Origin of the sequence: Burkholderia sp. E168m23 (assembly GCF_016586125.1) — a bacterium.
Lineage (GTDB): Bacteria > Pseudomonadota > Gammaproteobacteria > Burkholderiales > Burkholderiaceae > Burkholderia > Burkholderia orbicola.
Genome location: NZ_BCPP01000513.1, coordinates 1 through 5,056 on the forward strand (window position 1 = coordinate 1; position 5,056 = coordinate 5,056).

Genomic DNA, 5,056 nt, shown 5'->3' on the forward strand with positions numbered 1-5,056 from the left:
TTTATCTGGTCGTCGGGCTGGCCGCGCTCGCGAGCCGGTTCGTGCGCCGCGACGTCGAGCATCACTACCGGATGCCGCTGTGGCCCGTGACGCCGCTCGTCGCGGTGGCGGGCGCCGCGTACACGCTTTACACGACGCTGGCGACTGCGACGAAACCGACCGACCTGATCATCATCGCGGGGCTGCTGGTCGCGGCGCTCGTGATGTACGTGGCCTGGGCGCGCCACAGCGAAGCATTCCGCGCGCTCTGAGCGCCGGATCGATACAGTGCACCACCGACACACGAACCATCGAAAGACTGGAGGAATTGCATCATGCGCACGAGGGATCTCGGCATCCGCATCGGCCTCGGCACGCCGGGCCGCTTCAACGCGATCACGGACGTACCGGGCGTGCGGGTCGGGCACTGCACGCTGAACGTCGAGAACGGCGACGCATCGATCCGCACCGGCGTCACCGTGATCGAGCCGCGCGCGGGCGCCGCGCACGATTCGCCGTGCTTCGCGGGCGTGCACGTGCTGAACGGCAACGGCGACGCGACCGGGCTCGAATGGATTCGCGAAGCGGGCCTGCTGACGACGCCGATCGCCTATACGAACACCCACAGCGTCGGCGCGGTGCGCGACGCGCTCGTCGCGAACGAACGCGAAGCGGCGGCCGGCCGCGTGTACTGGTGCATGCCGGTCGTGATGGAAACCTACGACGGACTGCTGAACGACATCTGGGGGCAGCACGTGAGCGCCGCGCACGTGCAGCGCGCGCTGGCCGCCGCGCAGTCGGGGCCGGTTGCCGAAGGCGGCGTGGGCGGCGGCACCGGCATGATCTGCCACGAGTTCAAGGGCGGCATCGGCACCGCGTCGCGCGTGCTGGCGGACGATGCGGGCGGCTGGACCGTCGGCGCGCTCGTGCAGGCGAACTACGGTGTGCGCGAAATGCTGCGCGTGGCCGGCTACCCGGTCGGCGAAGTGCTGCGGCATGTGCATTCGCCGTTCCGCGAAGCCGACGCGAAAGGCGAAGCCGGCATGGGTTCGATCGTCGTCACGATCGCGACTGACGCACCGTTGCTGCCGCATCAATGCACGCGTCTCGCGCAGCGCGCGAGCGTCGGGCTGGCCCGCGTCGGCGGCGGCACCGAGGATTCGAGCGGCGACATCTTTCTCGCGTTCGCCACCGGCAACGCCGGCTTGCCGGCGGTGAACTACGGCAGCAAGGGCGCGCCGACCACCGGCGTGCAAATGGTCAACAACGACCATATTTCCGCGCTGTTCGTCGCGGCGGCGGAAGCGGTGGAGGAGGCGATCGTGAATGCGCTGGTCGCGGGCGGCGACGTCGCATCGCGCGGGGCGCGGGTCGAAGGGCTCGGGCAGGCGCGCTTGCTGGATGCGTTGCGCGAAGTGGGTTGGCGGCCGGGGCGCGGCGCCTGAAACGGCAAGCGCCGCTTCAATCGAAGCGGCGTGGGGCGGGGCGGCGATGCGGCGATCGGCCGGACCGCCGTCCGCCCGCGCCTGTCACGCGTGCGGTGCGGGCCGTGGGGGCCGTGGGGGCGATATGGGCCGGGCCGTGACGACGCGGCGTCATGCTCAGCTGCCGAAGTAGATGTTGCAGAAGCTGACGGGGCCGACGCAGGCGTTCGGGTCTTCCTGCTTCGATTGCGCACGATCGACGCGGCCGGCGGCCTGGATCGCTTCGGTGCGGTTCGCCTGTTGCGGTGCGGCGTCTGCCGGCGCCGGCTGCGCGTGAGCGACGGCAGCGGTGAGCGACAGGGCAACGAGGGCGAGGTGCAGCGGCTTCATTTTGTTTCTCCTGGGTGAGTGCCAGTCTCGCTGGCAGTGAGGAAACTATAGGCTCGCACTGCTTAAAGATTAATCACCGCGGCTGTAGAGCTTATTTCCATCCGGAACAACGATCCCGTAGCGCGCGCACACATTCTTCAATGGCGGTGCCGGTTGAACGGCGCGTCCTTGTCCAGCAGCGCGCTGCGCATGAAGTGCAGGCAGCCGACGATCCTTTGCATGCTGCGGCGCGCGTCGGGCACCGCGTACCACGCCTGCAGCGTGTGCTGTGCCGCGCGAATCGCGAGATTCACCGATTTCAGCGTACGCGCATGGCGACTGGGCGTCGGATCGTCGAAGAAGCGCGGCAGTTCGTTCAGCACCGCATCGATCGAACCGATCCAGCGCAGCGTCTGCGGCGGTTTCGACGCGCAGAACGCGTGCAGCTCGTCGCGCAGGTCGATGACCGCGTGGCCGACCTCGAGCGTCGACAGCATCCAGCGCAGTGCATCGCGATGCTGCCGCGTACGGCGCACCAGCAGCGTGCGCAGTTGCGCCATCAGGTCGTGCGTGCTCGACTGGAAGCGCTGCGCGAGGCCGTCCGGCGCGCCTTCGCATGCAAGCGTCACCTGGCGGCGCAAGTCGTGCGCGATCCGGCCGGTGAGCCAGGGCATGTGGGTCGGGAATACGACTGCGAACACGAGCGAGCACGCGAGCATCGCGACCACGACCGCCAGCCCGTTGTTGATCAGCACTTCAGGCGTATACGCGATCGTGTTGTCGGGGCCCGCAAGCAAGCAGAAGAACACCGCGAAGCCGATCCCGTAGCCGGACAGGCCCGGCCGCATCGCGAGGAACGCGCCGAGGCCGAGCACCGGCGCGAGCGCCGCGCACAGCAGCGGAAAACCGTCGATGTTCGGATAGACGTAGCACAGGAACAGGTAGCCGACGGCGGTCGCGAACGCCGCCCCGACGCCCATCTGCGCGACGAACTTCGGCGCGCGCGGCGACGTCGAGCTGAGTGCGCACGCGATCGCGGTGGCGATCACCGCGAGCGAGCCGCTCGGCCATTCCGACGCGATCCAGAATGCACTCATCGCGCCGACGGCGACCACCGTGCGCAGGAAGGCGAAACCGACGAAGAACGCATTGGTTTTCACCGCGTAATGCGTGACCGAGCGCTCGAACGCGTGATCGTCCTGGTCGAGCGACGCGTACGTGTCGACGTAGCCGAGATATTCGCCGATGAACCGGTACAGCAGCTCGATCGCGGTATCGAAGTCGAGCAGGCCGCCGGCCGCATGGTCCTCGAGGGTTCGCCGCGACGCGCGCGCGGTCTTCGGCAACGCACCGTGGAAGCGGCGCAGTTCGAGCAGCGCGCCGGTGGCCGGTGCGATGCCGCGCTGGCGTTCGTCGCGCAACGCGGCGAAGCGCTGGGCGAGCGCGTCGACGTGCGGCGCCAGCGCGTCGAGCACAGCGTCCGACTGGTTCGCACGCAGCCGTTTGACGAGTTGATGCAGCGCATGCAGCCGCGTGCACGCGTTCATGAACTCGCTGTTCAGCCGCGCGAGCCGACGGCTGCGCGCGCGAATGTGCGGGTCCTCGAACGATGCGAATGCACGATTGGCTTCGAAGCCGACGATGTCGTCGACGAAATCGGCGAAGCGCCGCTCGAAATCGCCGCGCGCGACGTCGCCCGCCAGCGCGCCGGCCGTGAACGCCGCGAACGTCGCGTGGCGCGCGCTCAATGAACGCATCAGCGCCTTCGCGGAACTCAACGGCAGGATCAACGCACTGACCGCGCCCGAGCACGCGATGCCGAGTGCGACTTCCGCGGCGCGCGTGAGCGCGGACTGGAACAGCGTCTGCGGTGTCATCACGGCCGGCAGGCCGATCAGCGCGGCCGTGTAGCCGGCGAGCACGAAGCCGTACCAGCGGAAGTGGCGGTTGCGCACCGCGAGCGCGATGCAGCCGCCGATCCACAGCGTGATGCCGGCCATGTACAGCTCCGGCTGCTGCGCGAACAACCCACCGAGCGCGAGCGCGCCGACGAGGCCGGCCGCCGTGCCGAGCACGCGGTAGAAGCTTTTCGCGAACACCATGCCCGACAGCGGCTGCATCAGCACGAACACGGTCGTCATCGCGGTGCGCGGCTGCGACATTTCCAGACGCATCGCGATGCCCATCGCCAGCAGCGCCGCGAGCACGGTTTTCGCGAGATGCAGCCAGATCAGCCCGTCGGTCGCGGCCCAGTCGCGCGCCGCGTTGCCGAGCGGATCGAGCCATGGCCTCCATCGTGCCGGTTCGATGGAAGGTCGCTCGATCGCAGGTTGTGGCTTCATGAAAAGAGGGCCCAGGGCCGACCGGGCGAAGCGCCGCGGTGCGTCCGAACGGGTCCGTTCGACTGGTGAGGCGCCGATTGTAGGAGTGCGGCGCCCGTGCATTAACGCAGTTGCGGGGAAACGATAGTTGCAGCCGACGTAACAATCTATCGCGCGCAGTGGAGGAAAATGGCGGCTCCGCTACAGGTTGCTCACAGGAATGGATACGCTACAAAACATGCGGGTGTTTTCGCGCGTCGTCGAGACGGGCAGTTTCACCGCCGCCGCGCAATCGCTGAATTCGACGACGGGCGCGATGTCGCGCGCGGTGTCGGAGCTCGAGGCGCGCCTGCGCACCCGTCTGATGAATCGCTCGACGCGCCGTCTCGCGCTCACGTCGGCCGGCGAAAGCTATCTGCGGCGCTGCCGCCAGATCCTCGCCGACGTCGACCGCGCGGAAGAAGAGGCGAGCTGCGCGCACGAGCGCCCGGCCGGCGTGCTGCGCATGCACAGCTTCGCGAGCGTCGGGCACCACTACGTATTACCCGCGCTGACGCGCTATCACGCGCAATTCCCGGACGTGTCGATCGAGCTGTCGCTGTCGCAGCGGATGCCTGACCTGTTCGACGGCACGAGCGACATGGCCGTCGTCACCGCATCGTCGCTGCCTGATTCGGAGCTCGTGTCGCACCTGCTCGGCTCGACGTTCAGCATTCTGTGCGCATCGCCCGACTACGTGAAACGGCATGGCGTGCCGGCCCGCCCGCAGGATCTCGCCGCGCACGCGTGCCTGACGCTATGTACGCCGGCGTTCCCGACGCACGAATGGGTGCTCGAAGGGCCCGACGGCGTCGAGCAGATCCATGTCGCCGGGCCGGTGCAGACCAATACGGCCGAATCGCTCGCCCTCGCGATCCGCGACGGCATCGGGATCGGCATGCTGCCGCTGTATTCGGCAATCGA

At 68.4% G+C, this 5,056-nt stretch carries 4 protein-coding genes and 1 pseudogene; 3 read left to right on the plus strand and 2 right to left on the minus strand.

Annotation, left to right across the window (positions count from 1 at the left end; all coding sequences use genetic code 11):
• Both JMF90_RS23495 and JMF90_RS23500 read left to right on the plus strand, forming a co-directional pair.
• Positions 1-251 (plus strand): annotated as a pseudogene (locus tag JMF90_RS23495) (APC family permease); the annotation flags it as partial.
• Between the two features lie 63 nt (positions 252-314).
• Complete coding sequence (locus JMF90_RS23500; RefSeq protein ID WP_011547765.1) at positions 315-1,424, plus strand: P1 family peptidase; 1,110 nt, start codon at positions 315-317, stop codon at positions 1,422-1,424.
• 156 nt (positions 1,425-1,580) lie between these two features.
• Here JMF90_RS23500 and JMF90_RS23505 read toward each other — a convergent pair whose 3' ends face one another.
• Positions 1,581-1,793: a hypothetical protein gene (locus JMF90_RS23505; RefSeq protein WP_011547764.1), complete on the minus strand. Its 213-nt coding sequence runs from the start codon at positions 1,791-1,793 to the stop codon at positions 1,581-1,583.
• A 137-nt stretch (positions 1,794-1,930) separates the two neighbouring features.
• Positions 1,931-4,114, minus strand: a complete 2,184-nt coding sequence (locus tag JMF90_RS23510; protein ID WP_011547763.1) for an FUSC family protein — start codon at positions 4,112-4,114, stop codon at positions 1,931-1,933.
• A gap of 199 nt (positions 4,115-4,313) precedes the next feature.
• Here JMF90_RS23510 and JMF90_RS23515 point away from each other — a divergent pair.
• On the plus strand, positions 4,314-5,056 hold a 743-nt coding region (locus JMF90_RS23515; protein WP_201325488.1), incomplete at its 3' end, for a LysR family transcriptional regulator.